The organism is Paraburkholderia dipogonis (genome assembly GCF_046027395.1).
GTDB classification, from domain to species: domain Bacteria; phylum Pseudomonadota; class Gammaproteobacteria; order Burkholderiales; family Burkholderiaceae; genus Paraburkholderia; species Paraburkholderia dipogonis_A.
The window spans coordinates 203,667-219,379 of sequence record NZ_JAQQEG010000006.1; the positions used below are offsets into that span (position 1 = coordinate 203,667).

The 15,713-nt window shown below is 64.4% G+C and carries 13 protein-coding genes; 7 read left to right on the forward strand and 6 right to left on the reverse strand.

Annotation, left to right across the window (positions count from 1 at the left end; genetic code table 11):
• The first annotated feature begins 304 nt into the window (after positions 1-304).
• From PQR32_RS08670 to PQR32_RS08680, 3 genes are all read left to right on the forward strand, one after another.
• Positions 305-1,549 (forward strand): cyanate transporter, encoded by a 1,245-nt coding sequence (locus tag PQR32_RS08670; protein ID WP_408224495.1) that lies wholly within the window; start codon positions 305-307, stop codon positions 1,547-1,549.
• 178 nt (positions 1,550-1,727) lie between these two features.
• Positions 1,728-2,303, forward strand: a complete 576-nt coding sequence (locus PQR32_RS08675) for an ANTAR domain-containing response regulator (protein ID WP_408224498.1) — start codon at positions 1,728-1,730, stop codon at positions 2,301-2,303.
• A gap of 10 nt (positions 2,304-2,313) precedes the next feature.
• Positions 2,314-3,465, forward strand: coding sequence for a CmpA/NrtA family ABC transporter substrate-binding protein (locus tag PQR32_RS08680; protein WP_408224501.1), 1,152 nt, complete (start codon positions 2,314-2,316; stop codon positions 3,463-3,465).
• A gap of 22 nt (positions 3,466-3,487) precedes the next feature.
• Here the strand turns inward: PQR32_RS08680 and PQR32_RS08685 are convergent, their stop codons facing one another.
• Both PQR32_RS08685 and PQR32_RS08690 read right to left on the reverse strand, forming a co-directional pair.
• On the reverse strand, positions 3,488-4,906 hold the full coding sequence (locus tag PQR32_RS08685; protein WP_408224504.1) for a sensor histidine kinase: 1,419 nt from the start codon (positions 4,904-4,906) through the stop codon (positions 3,488-3,490).
• Positions 4,903-5,574: a response regulator gene (locus tag PQR32_RS08690; protein WP_408224507.1), complete on the reverse strand. Its 672-nt coding sequence runs from the start codon at positions 5,572-5,574 to the stop codon at positions 4,903-4,905. Before PQR32_RS08690 ends, PQR32_RS08685 begins: the two co-directional genes overlap by 4 nt.
• 140 nt (positions 5,575-5,714) lie before the next feature.
• Between PQR32_RS08690 and PQR32_RS08695 the strand changes: the two genes are divergently transcribed.
• The 4 genes from PQR32_RS08695 to PQR32_RS08710 all read left to right on the forward strand — a co-directional run bounded on the left by PQR32_RS08695 (position 5,715) and on the right by PQR32_RS08710 (position 10,869).
• Positions 5,715-6,803, forward strand: a complete 1,089-nt coding sequence (locus tag PQR32_RS08695) for an ABC transporter substrate-binding protein (protein ID WP_408224510.1) — start codon at positions 5,715-5,717, stop codon at positions 6,801-6,803.
• A 103-nt stretch (positions 6,804-6,906) separates the two neighbouring features.
• Positions 6,907-8,676, forward strand: a complete 1,770-nt coding sequence (locus PQR32_RS08700) for an ABC transporter permease (RefSeq protein ID WP_408224513.1) — start codon at positions 6,907-6,909, stop codon at positions 8,674-8,676.
• Entirely contained in the window at positions 8,669-9,736 is a 1,068-nt protein-coding gene (locus PQR32_RS08705; RefSeq protein WP_408224516.1) for an ABC transporter ATP-binding protein, read from the forward strand. The genes PQR32_RS08700 and PQR32_RS08705 overlap by 8 nt, the downstream gene beginning before the upstream one ends.
• Before the next feature lie 56 nt (positions 9,737-9,792).
• Entirely contained in the window at positions 9,793-10,869 is a 1,077-nt protein-coding gene (locus PQR32_RS08710; protein ID WP_408224519.1) for a porin, read from the forward strand.
• Between the two features lie 115 nt (positions 10,870-10,984).
• Here the strand turns inward: PQR32_RS08710 and rhaS are convergent, their stop codons facing one another.
• The 4 genes from rhaS to PQR32_RS08730 form a co-directional block, all read right to left on the reverse strand.
• Entirely contained in the window at positions 10,985-11,992 is a 1,008-nt protein-coding gene (rhaS, locus tag PQR32_RS08715; protein WP_408224522.1) for a rhamnose ABC transporter substrate-binding protein, read from the reverse strand.
• A gap of 94 nt (positions 11,993-12,086) precedes the next feature.
• Positions 12,087-13,103, reverse strand: a complete 1,017-nt coding sequence (locus tag PQR32_RS08720; RefSeq protein ID WP_408224525.1) for an ABC transporter permease — start codon at positions 13,101-13,103, stop codon at positions 12,087-12,089.
• Complete coding sequence (locus PQR32_RS08725) at positions 13,096-14,154, reverse strand: ABC transporter permease (RefSeq protein ID WP_408224528.1); 1,059 nt, start codon at positions 14,152-14,154, stop codon at positions 13,096-13,098. Before PQR32_RS08725 ends, PQR32_RS08720 begins: the two co-directional genes overlap by 8 nt.
• Positions 14,151-15,701, reverse strand: a complete 1,551-nt coding sequence (locus PQR32_RS08730; RefSeq protein ID WP_408224531.1) for a sugar ABC transporter ATP-binding protein — start codon at positions 15,699-15,701, stop codon at positions 14,151-14,153. Before PQR32_RS08730 ends, PQR32_RS08725 begins: the two co-directional genes overlap by 4 nt.
• Positions 15,702-15,713: the final 12 nt, after the last annotated feature.

Genomic DNA, 15,713 nt, shown 5'->3' on the forward strand with positions numbered 1-15,713 from the left:
CCTTCGCTCACTCATTCACCAGGAACCAAGGCCCGAGCGACTGTCTGTCCGTCCGACGCACGACGCCTCACAGGTTGCCCGGATGTCGTCATGCCCCGCACCGTGAGCGGCGCAAACTGAACCTGCGCGAGCAGTTCCGCGAACACATATTGCGCTCGGCACGCAACGTCGAGAACTGCCCCCTATGCCATGTGCTATACCCGACATTATGATAATGGTTAACCATTTTTTGTTATTATGGTTGACCAAAACCGAGCCTCGCACGGTCTTTTCAGGCTGCCCATCCCTCGCCACCAGGACCATTGTGAATTCGCCCTCCAGCGCCAGCCGGCCCCGTACTCCCGCCCACCACGCCGCCACGGCGCTGAAGTGGCAGGACGTCGTGTGGCTGGCTGCGATCGTCGCGATCGGCATCAATCTGCGCCCGCTGCTCACTTCGATCAGCCCTTTGATGACGACGATCCGCGACGCGACCGGTCTCAGTTTCTACGGCGCGTCGCTGCTGACCAGCCTGCCGGTCGTCGCGATGGGCATCGGCGCATTCGGCGCGGGCGCGCTGACCCGTACGATCGGCGAAACACGCGGTGTCGCGCTCGGCTTGCTGGCCATCGCGCTGGCCTGCGCGGCGCGGTGGACGGCGTCGAGCGGCGCGGCACTGCTCGCCACGGCGTTGCTCGCGGGCGTGGGCGTCGCGGCAATCCAGGCGCTGCTGCCCGCCGTGATGAAGCAGCGCTTTCATGCGCGCGTGCCGCTCGCGATGGGCGTGTTCTCCGCGTCCATCATGGGCGGCGGCGGGTTGGGCGCGAGTTTGAGTCCGTGGGTAAGTCGCGCGACGCAGTCGTGGCATGCGGGACTCGCGGTGTGGGCGATTCCGGCTTGCATCGCGCTGGCCTGCTGGTGGGCATTGAACCGGCAGGCTTCCGAGAGCGGCGTCACGGCAAAGGTTGCTGCCGCCAACACCGTTACCTTTTCACTCTGGCGCACGCGGCGCGCGTGGACGCTCGGGCTCTTCTTCGGCATCGTCAACGGCGGCTATACGAGTCTCGTCGCATGGTTGCCCGCGTTTTATCAGCAGCGCGGCGTAAGCGTCGCGGCAAGCGGTTCGCTGCTGGCAGGCATGACGGTGTTCCAGGCCACCGCGGCCCTGTTGCTGCCGCTCGCCGCGGCGTCGTTCCGGGATCGGCGGCCGTGGCTCACGCTCGGCCTCGCGGCGCAACTGTTCGGATTGCTTGGTTTGGTCGTCTGGCCCGACGCCGCGCCCTTGCTGTGGGTCGGTGTCGCAGGCGCGGGACTGGGCGGAACTTTCTCGCTGACGCTCGTGACCGCCATGGATCATTCGGCCGACCATCGCGTGGCCGGCAAGCTCGTCGCGTTCACCCAGGGCGTCGGCTTCATCGTGGCGGCTATCGCACCGGTCGTGGCCGGCCTCGTGCGCGCCTGGAGCGGAAGCTTCGGCGTCGCGTGGATCATGCTGGCCGGCTGCGTCGTGGCGATGATCGCGGTGAGTTTTCTGTTCTCGCCTCGCAGTTATAGCGCGTGGCGTCGATGAAGTAAGCGGCGCCGCCATGCGCCGCTTCGGTGCATCAGCCTCGCGTGCCCCGCGCAGGTGCAGCCGCGGCGGTCCATCCAGCCGCTAAGTCCGTGATTGCTTTCGTTTCACCTTCGCGCGTGTCGCCTGGCATAGCCGTTGCTTTATCCAAGGCTAGCCGTCGATAAAACCCCACTCCATGCTGCGCGTTCTCCTCGTAACCGACACCGATAAGCCCATCGGCGACCTCCGCGACGCCCTTGCCCGCCTCGGCTGCGAGATGCTGGCGGGCACCGCCACGCCGCAAGCGCTGCATCGCGTGGTGCAGTGCGAGCGGCCGGACGTCATCATCATCGATACGGAATCGCCGTCGCGCGATACGCTCGAACAGCTCGCCGTGATGAACGCCACGGCGCCGCGTCCGGTGCTGATGTTCAGCCACGACGCCAACCAGCAGTTGATCCGCGACGCCGTCAGCGCGGGCGTCACGGCCTATCTCGTCGAAGGACTTGCGACCGAGCGTCTCGCGCCCATCCTCGAAGTGGCGCTCGCGCGTTTTGCGCAGGAATCGCAGCTGCGCGAACGTCTCGCGCAAGTCGAAAACGAACTTGCCGAACGCAAGCTGATCGATCGCGCCAAGCGCATCCTGATGGATCAGCAGAAAATCACCGAACACGCCGCCTACGCCAACCTGCGCAAACGCGCGATGAACCAGGGCGTCAAACTCGCCGAGGTCGCGCGCGCCATCATCGCGGCGGCTGACTCGCTCAAATGAAGCGCCGTCCATGAACTCTCCTACTTCACTCGCCACCACGTCCACCTCGGGGCAACTCGAGAAGACCCATTTACGGCTCGGCTTCGTGGCGCTTTCGGACGCCGCGCCGCTCGTCGCCGCCAAGCTGCTCGAATTCGGCCATGCGCATGGCCTGACGCTGGAGTTGTCCCGTCAGCCGTCATGGGCCGCCGTGCGCGACAAACTGCTGTCGGGCGATCTGGATGCGGCCCACGCGCTCTACGGACTCGTCTACGGCGTGCAACTCGGCCTGGGCGGACCGCAAACGGATATGGCCGTGCTGATGGTGCTCAACCGCAACGGCCAGGCCATCACACTGTCGAACCGTCTCGCCGATGCGCTCGCCGAACACGGCACGCTGCCCAAGGCGCTCGCGACGCTCGGCCGCAAGCCGGTCTTCGCGCAGACTTTCCCGACCGGCACGCACGCGATGTGGCTGTACTACTGGCTCGCGTCGCACGGCGTGGACCCGTTGCGCGGGATCGAAAGCGTGGCGATTCCGCCGCCGCAAATGGTCGCGGCGCTCGCCGAAGACAAACTCGACGGCCTGTGTGTCGGCGAGCCCTGGAACGCGCAGGCCGAAGCGCAAGGTGTCGGCAGAACGATCGCTTATACGAGCGACGTGTGGCCCGATCATCCCGACAAAGTGCTGGCGTGCCGGCGCGATTTTGTCGGCGCGAATCCGAATACCGCGCGCGCGCTCGTGCAGACCATGCTCGAAGCGTGCCGCTGGCTCGACGGCGCGGGACATCGCGAGGAAATTGCGCGTTGGCTTGCGCGGCCCGAGTATGTCGGCATCGACGAGACGTTGATCGCGGCGCGCCTGGGCGACCAGATTGCCGCTTCCGCGCCCGGCGGACTACCCATGCGCTTCTTCGACAACGGCGCGGTGAATTACCCGCAAGCGTTCGAAGGCGCGTGGTTCCTGACGCAGTTCGAACGCTGGGGCATGATCGACGCGCGTGCGGATTATGCGGACATTGCCGCGCGGATCAACCAGACGCAGCTGTATCGCGAAGCGGCCACCGCTGTGAACGTGGCGGTGCCGGACGAAAGCGCTTCTCAGGTTTTGATCGACGGCGAAACGTGGAGCAGCGGCACTTCACCCACTGCGTATGCGCGGCGCTTTCCGATTCGCTGCTGAGTTGCTGAGTTGCTCGCCAACGTCACACCGTTTTCAACGGCGGAAACAACACGCTGACGACCAACCCGCCACCGTACGCATCGGTGAGCGCCACCTGTGCGCCGTGCACGCGCGCGATTTCCCGCACGATCGACAAACCCAGGCCGCTACCCTCGACCGCCTGCGTCGCTTCGCTGCGATAGAAGCGTTCGAACACCGCGTCGCGTTCGCCGGCGGCAATGCCCGGCCCGTTGTCGATCACCTGCAGCAACGCTTGTTCTCTTTCGCGCGCGACCCGCACGGTGATCACCGCGCCGTCGCCGGAATAACGGATGGCGTTGTCGATCAGATTGCCGACCAGTTCCGCGAGCAGATCGAGCTGGCCCATCACGTCGACACGCACGTCCTGTTCGAAACCGAGATCGATGCCGCGCGAGCGCGCCACCGGCGACCAGTCGAGCGTCACGCTGCGCGCCACCTTATGCAGCGGCACCGCCGCATGCTTGACCGTGTAGCCGCTGTCCGCATCGAGCCGCGACAGCGAGAGCAACTGCTGCACGATGCGCACCGCCTGCTGCACGGCGCGATTCAACCTCCGCAAATGCACCCCTTGCCGGCGATTGCCACCCGCACTTTCCTCCGCGACGTCGATATCGCGCAACGCCAGTTCGGACTCCGCCTGAATCACCGCGAGCGGCGTTTTCAACTGATGCGCGGCGTCGTTGAAAAAGCGCCGGCGCGACGACTGCATCAACTGCGTGCGGCCGATGTACTGATTGATCGAATCGACCAGCGGCGCCACTTCGCTCGGCAGACCGACGGTGTCGAGCGGCGTCGGATCGTCCTCGGCGCGCGCCGCCACTTTCGCCGACAGGCGGTTCAACGGCCGCAAGCCGCGCGCCACGCCCAACCAGACGATGCCGAGCGCGAGCACCACCAACAACCCTTCCTGTTGCAGCGATCCGGTCAGAATCTCGCGCGCCAACGCCTGACGCTGCTCGATCGTTTCGCCGACTCGCACCAGCACCACGCGCGTCTGCGCGGTCGGCACGTCGTGCACGGGCAGCCTGAGCATGGCGATGCGCAACGGACGGCCGCGAAACACGTCGTCGTAAAACCGCACGCTGTAGGGCTCGCCCGGCACCTTGCCGGGGTCCGGCAAGTCGGGATAGCCCGTCACGACGCGGCCGCCTTCCTCGCGAATCTGATAGTAGATGTTGCCGCCGCCGTTCGATTCGAACATCTCCAGCGCGAGGTACGGCAGATCGACTTCGATCTCGCCGTCGCGCAAACGGATGCCGTCGCGGATCGAGCGCAGCGAAAATTCGAGCGTGCGATCGAAGGCCGCGTGCGCCGCGTTCATCGCACGCTGATACGTGAGCCATGCGTCCAACGCGAGCAGCAGAAGCAGCGGCAGCAACAACCACAGCGCAATCCGTACGCGCAGATTCGGCCGCGTCATGCGCTTTTTGCTTCCAGCAGATAGCCGAGCCCGCGCAGCGTGACGATGCCCACCGAACTGTATTCGAGCTTCTTGCGCAAGCGGTGCACATAGATTTCGATGGCGTCCGCATTCACCGATTCGTCGAGCCCGAAGATCTTCTCCGACAGCGTGTCCTTGTTGATCGCGCGGCCGTTGCGCAGGATCAGCACCTCGAGCACCGAGCGCTCGCGCGGCGTCAACGCGAGCGCTTCGCCGTCGAGCGTGAAGCCGCGATCCACGCTGTCGTAAAGCAGCGTGCCGCATTGCGCATGCAACGGCTCCTGGCCGTGACTGCGGCGCAAGAGCGCACGCGCGCGCGCTTCGAGTTCGGTGAGCGCGAACGGCTTGGCGAGGTAGTCGTCGGCGCCGAGATCGAGACCGCGCACGCGCTCTTCCACCGAACCGTGCGCGGTCAGCATCAACACCGGCACTGCGTTGCGGCGCGCGCGCAAACGGCGCAGCACTTCGAGGCCATCGAGCTTCGGCAAACCGATATCGAGAATCACCAGCGCGTAGTCCTGCGTGCGCAAGACGTGGTCGGCGGACTCGCCGTCATGCATGCAGTCGACGGTGAGTTTCGCGCCGGTCAGCGCGTCGGTGAGCGAGCGGGAAAGGATCGGATTGTCTTCAACAAGGAGCACACGCATAGAACAGAATCCCAGGGAAATCCATGAGGTGAATTCGACCATTGTGACGCATTTCCTTCGAAAACTGAAAGCGTTCAGAAAGCATCAATCTCTTACCATTCGCCTACACAAAACCAACACGAAGTTTTCTGGAGGAAGACGTGCAAAACGCTTTGAAGGTTCTCGCAGCCGCTATCGCATTCGCCGCAAATTCAGCGTGGGCGGCCATTCCAGCCGGTTACCCAAGTGATTACCAGGCCACGGTCGACGGCGCGAAAAAGGAAGGCAAGCTGATCGTCTACTCGGTCACGGACACCGCACTCGTGCGCCCGCTCATCAAGGATTTTGAAAGCCTGTACGGCGTCAAGGTCGAGTACAACGACATGAACAGCACCGAGCTGTACAACCGCTACATCAGCGAAAACGCAGCCAGCAGCACCAGCGCCGACGTGCTGTGGAGCTCGGCCATGGACCTGCAGGTCAAGCTCGTCAACGACGGCCTGATGGCCACTTACGAATCGCCCGAAGCGAAGCAGTTGCCGCAATGGGCGCAGTACCAGAAGCAGGCTTACGGCACCACCTACGAGCCGCTCGCGATCGTCTACAACAAGCGCCTCGTGCCGGCCGGCGACGTGCCGCAAACGCGCGCAGATCTGATCAAACTGCTGCAAGCCAAGCCCGAGCAGTTCAAAGGCCGGGTCACCACTTACGACATCGAAAAGTCCGGCGTCGGTTTCAACTATCTGACCCAGGACGCGCGCGTCAATCCGCAGGTGACGTGGGATCTCGTCAAGGCCATGGGCGCCACCGGCCCGAAGCTGCAATCGAGCACCGGCGCGATGATGGAGCGCATTTCTTCCGGTGAGAACCTGATCGGCTACAACATTCTCGGCTCATACGCGCTGACCAAGGCGAAGAAAGATCCGTCGATCGGTTATGTCTATCCGAAGGACTACACGCTGGTGGTCAGCCGGCTCGTGACGATTTCGAAGAAAGCACAAAGCCCGAACGCCGCGAAGCTGTGGGTGGACTACCTGCTCTCGCAACGCGGCCAGACGCTACTGGCGAATCAGGCGAGCCTGTTCTCGATTCGCGCCGACGTGGAAGGCGAAACGTCGATGGCCGGCCTCACGAAGCAACTCGGCGATTCGCTCAAACCGATCCCGATCGGCGCAGGCCTGCTGGTCTATCTCGATCAGTCGAAGCGCCTCGAATTCCTCAAGCAATGGCAACAGTCGATCAAGCGCTAGCCCGTCGCGTTTGACTCGCAAGCGGCCGCACTGATACGCGCGGCCGCCGGCCCTTCCTTCCATACCTGTCGATATGCGGCCTGCGTGCCGCAGGGGGACCCTCATGCTTTCCACTAGCGCAACCGGACGCCGCGCCGCACCGCCGCACGCGACAGACGGCGGCTCCATCGGCGCGCTGCCGCGCGGCGGACTGCAGCCGTTCATGGGCTTGCTGCGCTGGCTCGTCATCGCGGTGCTGACCGTGGCGGTGGCGCTGCCGCTCGGCTTCATCCTGCTGCAGAGCGTGCTGAGCGCGCCGTTCTTCGACGCGAAACGCACGTTCGGCCTCACCGGCTTCGAATTCATTTTCAGCGATCCGGACTTCTGGTCCGCGCTGAAAAACTCTTTTGTCATCGCGGCCGGGATGCTGTTCATCTCGATTCCGCTCGGCGGCATTCTCGCGTTCCTGATGGTGCGCACCGACCTGCCCGGCCGCCGCTGGCTCGAACCGCTGCTGCTCACGCCCGTGTTCGTCTCGCCGATGGTGCTCGCCTTCGGCTACGTAGTCGCGGCCGGCCCGGTCGGCTTTTACTCGGTGTGGTGGATGGAACTGTTCGGCACCGCCGAAGCGCCGTGGACCGTCTACTCGGTGTTCGCCATCACCGTGATCGTCGGCCTCACACATGTGCCGCACGTGTACCTGTATTCGTCGGCGGCGCTGCGCAATCTCGGCTCGGACGTGGAAGAAGCGGCGCGTGTCGCCGGCGCGCGGCCGTTTCGCGTCGCGCTCGACGTCAGCCTGCCGATGACGCTGCCCGCGCTGCTGTTCGCCGGCGTGCTGGTGTTCTTCCTCGGCTTCGAAGTATTCGGCCTGCCGCTCGTGCTCGGCGATCCCGAAGGGCACCTCGTGCTGGCCACGTATCTCTACAAGCTCACCAACAAGCTCGGCGTGCCCTCGTATCACCTGATGGCCGCGGTCGCGATGTGCATCGTCGCGATCACGTTCCCGCTCGTGTTGCTGCAACGCCGGCTGCTGAAGAGCGCGAACCGCTTCGTCACGGTCAAGGGAAAAGCGGGACGTCAGACCGTGCTGCCGCTCGGCGCGTGGCGCTGGGTCGCGCTTGCGATCGTCGCGCTGTGGCTGCTGCTGACGGTGTTCGTGCCGATCTCCGGCATCACATTGCGCGCATTCGTCACCAACTGGGGGCAAGGCGTGCATCTCGCCGAAGTCCTCACGCTCGCCAACTTCACCGAACTGTTCGAGCAGGACAACCTGGTGCGCGCGATCCTGAACACGCTCGGCATCGGCGTGATCGGCGGGGCGCTGGCGGTGGGCTTCTATTCGCTGGTGGCATTCGCCGGCCATCGCCGCAACGACTGGGCCACGCGCCTGCTCGATTATCTCGTGCTGCTGCCGCGCGCGGTGCCGGGCCTGCTCGCCGGTCTTGCGTTCCTGTGGATCTTCCTCTTCGTGCCCGGCCTGAAGGAACTGAAGAACTCCATGTGGAGCATCTGGATCGCGTACACGGTCGTGTGGCTCGCGTACGGCATGCGTCTGATTCAGAGCGCGCTGCTGCAAGTCGGCCCCGAACTCGAAGAAGCAGGACGCAGCGTCGGCGGCACGCGCGCACGCGTCAGCCTCGATGTGACGCTGCCGCTCGTGCGCTTCGGGTTGCTCGCGGCGTGGCTGCTGATCTTCATGATCTTCGAGCGCGAGTACTCGACCGCCGTCTATCTGCTCTCGCCCGGCACGGAAGTCATCGGCGCGCTGCTGGTGTCGCTGTGGGCGACCGGCGCGGTCGATCAGGTCGCCGCGCTTTCTGTCATCAACATCGCGATGGTCGGCGCCGGACTTGGCGTCGCGCTGCGCTTCGGAGTGAAATTGCATGGATAAGCTCTCGGTCGACAACCTCTTTCTCAGCTATGGCGACAACCCGATTCTCAAAGGCGTGTCGTTCGAGCTGAATCCCGGCGAAGTGGTCTGCCTGCTGGGCGCGTCGGGCAGCGGCAAGACCACGCTGCTGCGCGCGGTGGCCGGTCTCGAACAACCGTCGTCGGGTCGCATCGAACTGGACGGCAAAGCGTTTTTCGACGGCGCCGCGCATGTCGATCTGCCGGTCGAGCAGCGCTCGCTAGGGCTCGTGTTCCAGTCGTATGCGCTGTGGCCGCATCGCACGGTGGCCGAGAACGTCGGCTACGGATTGAAGCTGCGGCGCGTTTCCGCCGCCGAACAGAAAAAACGTGTGCAGGCCGCGCTGGACCAGCTCGGCCTCGGCCACCTTGCCGCGCGTTATCCGTATCAGCTTTCCGGCGGCCAGCAACAGCGTGTGGCGATTGCGCGGGCGCTCGTCTACAACCCGCCGGTGATTCTGCTCGACGAACCGCTTTCCAATCTCGACGCGAAGCTGCGCGAAGAAGCCCGCGCCTGGCTGCGCGAGCTGATCGTGTCATTGGGCCTCTCGGCGTTGTGCGTGACGCACGACCAGACCGAAGCGATGGCGATGTCCGACCGCATCCTGTTGCTGCGCAACGGCCGCATCGAACAGGAAGGTACGCCGGCCGAACTGTACGGCGCGCCCCGCTCGCTCTACACCGCCGAATTCATGGGCAGCAACAACCGCATCGAGGCGCGCGTGGCCGCGGTCGACGGCGAACGCGTGACGCTTGCCGGCGACGGCTGGCAACTGCAGGCACAAGCGCGCGAAGCGCTCGTCGCCGGACAGCATGCGCAAGCCGTGATCCGCCTCGAACGCGTGCAGGTCGCCGACGGTCCCGGCGCGAACCGGCTCGAAGCCGAGCTCGTCACGTCGATGTATCTCGGCGACCGCTGGGAATACCTGTTCCATTGTGGCGACCTGCGGCTGCGCGCCTTCGGCCACGTGCCGCGCGCGGCCGGCCGTCACTGGATCGAATTTCCCGCCAACGACTGCTGGGCGTTCGCTCAGGCGAGTTGAAGCACGGCACCGAATCCCCAACCGAAGCAAAAAAGACCAACCATAGGAGACTATTGATGAAGTGGAGCATGAAGAAGGCGACTGTCAGCGTCACTTGCGCCGGGCTCGCCGGGTTTGCAGCGGGCGCGCACGCGCAGTCGAGCGTGACTTTGTACGGCATCGTCGACGCGGGTGTCGAATACGTGAACCATGCAAGCAAGGACGGCGGCGCCACGCGCCTCGTCTCGGGCGGCAAGAACACATCGCGCTGGGGATTGCGCGGCGTCGAAGATCTCGGCGGCGGACTGAAGGCGGTGTTCCAGTTGGAAAGCGGCATCAACATCGCCAACGGCCAGTTCGACGATGGCCCGGGCGCGATCTTCGACCGCCGCGCGACCATCGGCCTGAAAAACCGCTTCGGGCAAATCACGCTCGGCCGCAATTTCACGACCACCTACGATTACATGCTGCCGTTCGATCCAATGGGTTACGCGCCGAACTACTCGTGGGCGACGTCATCCACGGCGACGGGCGGACGTAAAGACGGTCTGTTCTCGCGCTCAGCCAACGCGGTACGTTACGACGGCACCTACGCCGGCTTCAAGTTCGGTGCGATGTATGGCTTCGGCAATGTGCCCGGCAGCATGAAGTCGAGTTCGAAGTACGACTTCGGTCTCGGCTACGAGAACGGTCCGTTCGCGGCTGTCGCGACCTTCGACCGGCAGAACGGCGCGAACGACAGCGTTACGCCAGCCGATACCACCAACTACATTCAGGGCATTCACGCGGGCTTGAGTTACGACTTCGGCTCCGTGAAGGCGATGGCGGGCTACCGGAACTACCGGCGCACGTTCCACACCAGCGCGCCGACGCTGCGCAGCGACATGTACTGGATCGGTGGTCAGTACGACGTGACGCCGTTCATCTCGCTGTTTGGCGCGGTCTACCATCAGGACATCAAGGACGGGAGCGACGCCGATCCGACGCTGTTCTCGCTGCGCGCGCAGTACGCGCTGTCGAAACGCACGGTGCTGTATATGGCAGGCGGTTATGCGATGGCCAAGCACGGCAATGCAGTGAGTCTGTCACGCGATCTGATCGGCGCGGCGGATACGCAAGCGGGCGTCACGGCGGGTATTCAGCATCGGTTCTGATTAAGCCCGGTTGGCCGCGCGATGCTTCAAACGACACGAGGCGCGTGGGCTGTTCATTGCCCGCGCGCCTCGTAGAACGCCTCGCCGCGCAACGTAGCGCGGCGAGCGTCGCCGGTCAGAAATTGAAGTTGTCGATATTGCTCGAATCGAACGTGGTCGGCGGTCCGAGAATGATTTCGCCTTGCGGTCCGATGGTGCGTTTTCCGAGCTTGCCGGCGTCGAACGATTCGCCTTCCTTACCGCTGATCGTGCCCGACGACAGCGCCGCCGCGGCATACGCGGCGAGGTAGCCGAGTTGACCCGGATCCCACAACTGGAACGCCTTCACGGTGCCGTTCTTCACGAATGCGCGCATCTGGTTCGGCGTGCCGAGACCCGTCACCGCCACCTTGCCTTTGCTCGACGAGGTCGAGATATAACGCGCGGCGGCGGCAATGCCGACCGTGGTCGGCGCGACGATCGCCTTCAGGTTCGGATACGCCTGCAACAAGCCCTGCGTTTCGGTGAACGATTTCTGATCGTCGTCGTTGCCGTAGGCGATCTTCACGAGCTTGATCTTCGAATACTCGGGCTTTTTCAGTTCCTCCTGCATCCACTTGATCCAGGTGTTCTGATTGGTCGCATTGGGCGTGGCCGACAGCACCGCGAACTCGCCCTCACCACCCATCAGCTTCGCGACCAGTTGAACCTGGCCGCGGCCGATGCCTTCCGCGTTCGCCTGATTGACGAACAGTTGCCGGCCCTCGGGTGCCGTGTCCGAGTCAAAGGTCACGACCTTGATGCCTTGCGACATCGCTTTCTTCAGATACGGCACCACCGCATTGGCGTCGTTGGCGGCGATCACGATCGCGTCCTGCCGCTGCGTGATCAGCGTATTGATGTACTGCACTTGCGACGACGCGCCCGCGTCCGACGGTCCCACCGCTTTGCCCACGCCGCCGAATTCCTTGATCGCGGCCATGCCGCCTTCGTCGGCGATCACTTCGTAGGGATTGTTGATCTGCTTCGGCACGAATGCGATTTTCAGCCCGCTTTTCAGGCCCGCGGCGGACGCGGCGCAACTGATCGCGATCAGCGCGACGCAGAGCGCCGCGGTGCCGGTGTGACGTAGAGGTTTGAACATGGAGTGTCTCCTGCCTTGTTGTTTGGACGTGCTGTTGTCCGGGTTATCGGTTGTTGGACTTTCTCTTCGAGAGACGCAGGCCTTGCTAGAAACGTTAGACGGAAGAAGCGGACTTCGCAATGAAACGCCGGTCGCGCGCCGCGCGCCAGCGCGCAACCAGATTCGGTATCAGCACCGATGCCAGCAGCAGCACGCCGGTGACGATGGTGAGCGTTTCGCTGGACACGTCGTCGAGCGTCAGCGCATTTTTCAGCACGCCGATGATCAGCAGCGACAGCAGCACGCCGATCATCGAACCGCGTCCGCCAAAAATACTCACGCCGCCGAACAGCACCGCCGCGATCACCGACAACTCGAAGCCTTCGCCGTTGTCGCCGCGCGCGCTGGTAAAGCGCAGGGTATAGACAATGCCCGCCAGCGCGCTCATCGCGCCGGACAGCACGAACAGACGCAAGCGGATCTTCGCCACTTCGATACCGGAGAACGCCGCGGCGGTCGGATTCGCGCCGATCGCGTAGAGACTGCGGCCGAACGCGGTGGATTGCAACAGCACGGTGAACACCAGCGCGCCGACGATCACGATGGCAAACGGCAACGGGATGAAACTCCCGCCGAGCGTGTCCATACCGAACGCTGTATAAGCGGGCGGGAAGTCCGCCACCGCCTGGTCGCCGAGCAACACGTAGGCGAGGCCGCGAAACAGCGCCAACGTGCCGATCGTGACCGCAAGCGAAGGCAGATTGAGCTTGACGATCACGAGGCCATTCAGCAAACCGGCCAACGCGCCGGCAACCAGCACCAGCACCATCACGAGCGGCATCGGCAAGCCCATGTGCCACAGCACGCCCATCAACGCGCTGGATGCGCCCAGCACCGAGGCCACCGACAGATCGATTTCTGCGGCGACGATGATCAGCGTCATCGGCAGCGCCATCAAGGCGATCTCGGTCAGATCGGCCAGTACGTTGCTCAGATTCGCGCCGGTCAGAAACACCGGCGACAGCAAGCGTCCGAGCGCGAGCGAGAGAATCAGCACGATCACCAGCAACACTTCCCATTGCAGCGGCGTTTCGCGTTTGCGCGTGAGCAGCGCGGAATCGGGTTTAGCCATGATCGCGTTTCCTCATCATGCGTTTGGCGACGGAGCGGGCCAGCAAGGTATCGGCGGTAATCGCGGCGACGATCAGCGCGCCTTCGATGGCCTGCTCCCAGAACGGCGATACGTGCAGCACCACCAGCGCGATGCTGATCACGCCGAGCACGAGCGCACCGAGCGTCGCGCCGAGAATCGTGCCGACGCCGCCGGTGATCGCGACGCTGCCCACCACGGCGGCGGCCACCACCTGCAGTTCGATGCCCTTCGCGGTACTCGCGTCCACGGTGCCGAAGCGGGCCAGCCACAACGCGCCCGCAAAACCGGCAATCGCGCCGGACAACAGGAAACCCGCCATCACGCGACGCTCGACATTCACGCCGGCCAGACGCGCCGCCTCCGGATTCGAGCCGATCGCGTAGTGTTCGCGACCGCCGCGAAACTGCTTCAGATAGACGGCAAGACCGATCAGCACGACGATCGCGATCAGCGCGAGCGTCGGGATGCCGAGCAAGGTGCCGGTGGCAAGACGGGAAAACGCATCGGGCAAGCTGGTGGCGTTGATCTGGCCGCCGTGCACCCACGCGTAGTCCGCGCCGCGAAAAATGTACAGCGTGGATAGCGTCGCGACGAGCGACGGCACGCGCCCTACCGCGACGAGCAGCGCGTTGATGGTGCCCGCCACCAGTCCGATGGCAAGCCCCGCTCCCAACGCGACGATCACCGGCATATGCGGAAATGCGACATACAGACTGCCGACCGCATAGGCGCTGATGCCGACCGTCGAGCCGACCGACAGATCGATATGCCGCATCAGGATCACGACGGTCATGCCGGCTGTCAGCAAGCTGATAATCGACACGTTCAGCAGCACGTCGCGCAGATTCTGCAGATTCAGGAATTGCGGCTTCGCGAGCCCGGTGCCCACGATCAACAGAATCAGCACGACGAAGAGCGTCGTCTCGCGACTCTTCGCGATGCTCGCGGCAAAGCCGCCCGGCGAACTCGCCGCGCGCTTCGGGACCGGCGCCTGCACCGGTGCGGGATGGGTGGAAGAATGGCGCATCATGCGGCGTGTCCCAGCGGTGGAAGCGGTTGGCCGGGTTGGCCGACGGGTTGGCCCAATGCCGCGCCCATGATGCGTTCCTCGTCGGCGTCGGCGCGCGCTATATCCGCGCTGATACGCCCCTCGTGCATCACCAGCACGCGGTCGGCCATGCCGAGGACTTCCGGCAATTCGCTCGAAATCATCAGCACCGCCATGCCATCGCGCACCAGTTCGGCGAGCGCGCTATACACCTCGGCCTTGGCGCCGACGTCGATGCCGCGCGTGGGTTCGTCGATGATCAGCACTTTCGGCCCGGTGGCCAGCCATTTGCCGAGCACGACCTTCTGCTGATTGCCGCCCGACAATGTGCCGACCGGCGCGTTCGGGTCGCCCGCTTTGAGACGCAGACGCGTGCCCCATTGATTGGCGAGTTGCGTCTCGCTGCGCGTCGAGATGAGGCCGTGTTTGACGAGCCGGCCGAGCACCGTCATCGAGGCGTTGCGCGCGATGCTCAATTCCAGCGCGAGCCCCTGCTGCCGGCGATCCTCCGGCACCAGCGCGAGTCCGGCGCGCACCGCGGCGGCGGGCCGGCCCGCCGTCAGACGCTCGCCGGCAATCCAGATTTCGCCCGAGTCGAGCGGATCGATGCCGAAGATAGCCCGCGCGACTTCGCTGCGCCCCGCGCCGACCAGTCCCGCCAGCGCGACGATTTCGCCCGCGCGCACGTCGAAGGAAATGTCTTTGAATACGCCGATGCGCGTGAGGCCGCGCACCGACAGCCGCACTTCGCCGGGCGGCCGGTCGGCCTTGGGATAGAAGGTTTCCAGATCGCGGCCGACCATTTTGGCGACGATCGATTCGGTGTTGAGATCGGCAGTGAGGCCGTCGAATACTTTCGCGCCATCGCGCATGATCGTCACGCGTTGTGTCAGCGTGAATACTTCGTCAAGACGGTGCGTGATGAAGAGGATCGCCACGTCACGCTCGCGCAACTTGCGCACGATGGCAAAGAGCCGTTCCACTTCGGGCAGCGACAATGCCGCCGTGGGCTCGTCCATGATCAGCACGTTGGCGTTCAGCGACAACGCCTTGGCTATTTCGATCACCTGCTGATCGGCAATCGACAAACCGCGCACCAGTTGATCGGCGCGCAGATCGACACCGAGCGACGCCAGCAAGCCGTCTACTTCGCGGCGCATCGCGTCGTACTGAATCCGGCCGATGCGGTCGACCGGCTGCCGTCCCATGAAGATGTTCTCCGCGATCGACAGATCGAAGAACAGCGTCGGTTCCTGGTAGATGACCGCGAGCCCGGCGTCGCGCGCTTCGGCGGGCGTCGCGAAGCGGCGCGCCTCGCCGTCCACCAGCAGCTCGCCTGTGTCCGGTTGATGCACGCCCGCGAGAATCTTCACGACCGTCGATTTGCCCGCGCCGTTTTCACCGAGCAAGGCATGCACTTCGCCGGGCCAGAGCGCGAGATCGCCATCGGATAGCGCGCGAACCCGCCCGAACGATTTACTCGCATGCCGCAATTCGAGCCTCGGCACAGCGGATGTGGGTTGCTGCACTGCGTGTCTCCT